The sequence below is a fragment of the Stenotrophomonas sp. STEN021 genome, assembly GCF_056760175.1.
On the sequence record NZ_JBRREH010000153.1, the window covers coordinates 1 to 3,734 of the forward strand.

The following is a 3,734-nucleotide window of genomic DNA, read 5'->3' on the forward strand; positions in this document are numbered from 1 at the left end:
AAACCCGTCGAAAAGCGTCAGAAACGGCGCAAAATCGATCATATCGAGGTCGACTTGGCGCCTTGACGCTGAAATCCAAGTATCAGAGCGCTTTGATCAGACCTTCCCTAATCCTGGTTCGGGGAGCTCGGGGCTTCGGGTGGACCTTCTGGAATGGGGGGAGCGCTATCCTACGGAAATCTCGATATCCAAGGCCGAGTCGGACGGTTTTGGCGGTCGCATCGTCTTCGGTAGCGTGGAGAACATGCTGTATCTGCTTCCGGATATGGTGATTCAGGTATCTACAGATGACGGTGATACCTGGACCGATGCGGTTTTTTCCGAGGGCTCATGGGCTGTAGTGCAGTCTGGTATGCCAGCGGGCGACTGGACGGCGCAGGTAAGGATGGTCGAACGCTCGACCGGTCGGTCCATCGGATTGAGTGACTCTAAATTCGTTGATATGCGGACCCCGGGCATTCCTGCGATTGAACGTATCGCCGATGCCGAAGGTATGTATACGCAAGCGAAAGCTGCCGACGGCTCATTGATCGAGATATCTCTGGAAGGAACAGGCGCCAAGCAAGGCGACACTGTGCACATCAGGTGGGGTTCGGTTACGTATGACCAGGCGTTGACAAAATCAGATGTCGATTCAGGTCGTGTAGCCGTCAAGATGCCAGCTGATCGGAGCATTCTCCAGGGTGTTGATATGGACTTCTCCGTGACAGCACAAATCGTTGGAAAAAACGGAATTGCTGGTGCCGTTTCGCAACCCTATCAGGTTGTTGGTACTTACTTTGTGGGTCAAGTGATCACCGATACGCTACTTAAGCCGCTAGTCGGTAACACCTATGTCTACAACAACGGATTCACGATAGAAACAGACGGTGTGATGGTCAGGGCCGCAGCCACGAGCTCCACTTATGCGGGCTTGACAATAAACGGGGCCGAGGGCGCCGACGCGTCGTTTGTGTTCGCGTTGCCGCTCAGGGAGTTTGGGCTGCGGTTGAGCGGAATTGATAGCGAGCTTGGTGTCAAGATTCTTATCCTTGATACCAAAGGGGGCTTGATTGAGGAGCAGACGGTATTCGGCGATAGCACTGCCTTCCACGCAAATACGTTCAGCTACGTTGCGCAAAATGAACTGGTGGATATAGGTGCGATCAAGATCATTGGCAATGAGGCCAGCTTGACGCTTGATGCATTCAAGATGAAGCAAGTGGTGCATACCGTGGATACCCGTGAGCCGAATGTGATTGGCTCCGTTTCGGAGAGCTTCTTTGGAACCGATGCGGATGATGTGGTTGTGCTGCAGACCCCTGGTTGGGCTTTCTTGACTGGCGCGAGTGCGGGGATCAACGGTGGTGCTGGTATTGACACATTGAAATTCACCAGCACAGCCGGGGCACAACTGCCGAGCGTTCGAAATGTTAGCTCCATGGAGATATTTGATTTGGGGTCGACCACCAGTTCAAATTCGAGGCTTCTTTACCTGAGTCTTTCCGATGTGCTGAGAAATGGTGGAGTGGATGCATTTTATGAGGGTGGGGCGAGCCGTGTGCAGATGATTGTAAAAGCAACGGGCGGGAATGCTGGCCTTATACTTAACGATACGCTGGTCGGTGGATTCAATGTTGGCCCCGCTTCAACATATTCCTCTGGCGGCGATCTGGGAGATTGGGTTGCCAAGGGTGCGGTGACTGTCAATGGCCAGACCTACACGTCGTATCAACACTCCACCATCGCCGCCGAAGTTCTGGTGCAAGGTGTGCACGTCACCATTCAGAACAGAAGCGAGATTGTGGCCCCGGCTGCGCGGGGCCTGCGCTCGTTTACTGCATCGGACATGGTTGTCGAAGATTCGGATTCTGTCAGTCCCAAAGACCCGCAGTATGTAGGGATTGATGTGCCTGAAGCGTCCTCGGTCTCTTTGCTTCAGTCCGTTGAAGTGGACTTGTTTGCTTCACAGCAAGGTCTGTTTGAGATTACCCGTTCGTACGCAGAAGACTCTGGCGGCGGCACCTTGGTGACGAGTCTCAATGCAGATATCTTCGATCAGAACCAGGTCTCGTACGTTTTAATGTAACCCGCAATCTGGAGGTCTCGCTTGCCATGGAGGCAAGTCAACGGGGTGCTTGCGCCCCGTTGAATCTGCAAAGCTGTCTCCTGCCAACGCTTCGAATTGCGACAACCTACAAGCTCCTTGATTTGTTCCATTCATTTTGGGCCGATTCCAAATCGACTTCCGTTCAAAGGCGACGAGCGTTGGCGCAGAGCGGATCAGTGAATGGTCTCTAGACGTCAATGTCCATGATTTAAGACTAGCCTTATGGATGGCTTGGATATTGGTGCCTACCTTATCACTGGTGAAACCATGTGCTGGCTAGGTACTGCTGCGATTTGCGAATGAGTGAATCTCACGCATGGCTGTTCAAAGGGTTTTTTGTTGCTTTCATATTCTCTTGGCTGTGTCTTGGCCGCACTTGCGACGAGTTACATAGCCAGTACCAACAATGGTCCAACACGCGACGCATTGATCGTGGTTCGGAAAGTTAGAAATACACAAATTGAGTGGATAACAAATGACTGCAGTTATTTCGGTGGTTAGAGGCAACGCTGTGGCTGAAGCCCGGCAATTTTCTAGTGCAATGGATGAAAAGGCTGCTCGTATCCGCGCGACCAACGGTGCACGCTACGTGCTTGCGGAAGTGCACGGGAGCAACGCTGGAAGCATCACTGCCAAGCGTATCGGCAAGGACCTGATTCTTCAGCAGGAGATGGAAGGTGCCGAACCCGCATCATTGATCATCGAAGATTTCTACGGCAGCGAGGGGCAGTTGGTCGGCCTGGATGCCAATGGCGAGTATGTGACATACCAGGCTGTCACCGCGGATGGTCTTGCCGATGCTGCGACAATGGTTGATGGCGGTTCTTCACTGATCACCTTGTCGGCAGCGCCGTCGCCGCTGTTGGCCGATTTCCAGTTCTCCGAGAGTGGCGCTTCGCTTGCCGGTGGCGTGCTGTCCAGTCTGGCCGCGGTAGCGGGCGGTCTCGCGCTGCACACCAGCAAAAGCAGCGGCGGCAAGTCGCAGCCTGCGCCAGCAGCCAGCAACTTCCGGCTCGAAGAGCTGGCTCCGTCCCAGGTCGGTGACTCGACTCCGGACACTGCCGTTGCGCCGGTGCTGAATGATGTCGATGCTGTAGAAGCAGATGCTGTCGTCGCCGGACGCGACGAAGCCGCCGTCGATGCGCCGAACGCTCAGGCTCCGCTGGACGCAAGCGTTGACGCCGCCATCCTGGAAGACGAGGCTGCTCCCGCAGCGCCCGCCGTTCAAGATAGCGATGCCGATACCGAGCATGCTCCCGAAGCCGGTGACAGCAAGAACCGTGCGCGCCCCAACAATGTCCAGACCGACGCTGCCATCAAGGTGGCTGGCGCGGTTGCACCATTCTCCATTGACGACGTGCCCGTCATCGACGCACTGATCGATGATCATGGGGCCATTACGGGCGAGATCGAGAACGGCGGCTATACCGATGATGGCCGGCCGCAGATCGTTGGCAGGGCCGAGCCGGGCGTAATGGTCCACGTTTACGATGGCGTGAACCTGCTTGGCCATGCGATCACCGGTGCCGATGGCAAGTGGTCATTCACGCCGCTGTATCCGCTGGCGGATGGCCGCCACGAGATCAGCATCATTCACCAGCATCCGAACGGCGACTCCGGTGAAGAGTCGTTGCCGTACGTGATC

2 protein-coding genes are annotated in these 3,734 nt (G+C 55.3%); both read left to right on the forward strand.

Annotated features, from left to right (window positions below):
* Positions 1-2,068 (forward strand): hypothetical protein (locus ACVOL0_RS20160; RefSeq protein ID WP_481550596.1); only part of this gene is annotated, 2,068 nt, incomplete at its 5' end.
* Positions 2,069-2,564: 496 nt separating this feature from the next.
* On the forward strand, positions 2,565-3,734 hold a 1,170-nt coding region (locus ACVOL0_RS20165), incomplete at its 3' end, for an Ig-like domain-containing protein (RefSeq protein ID WP_481550597.1).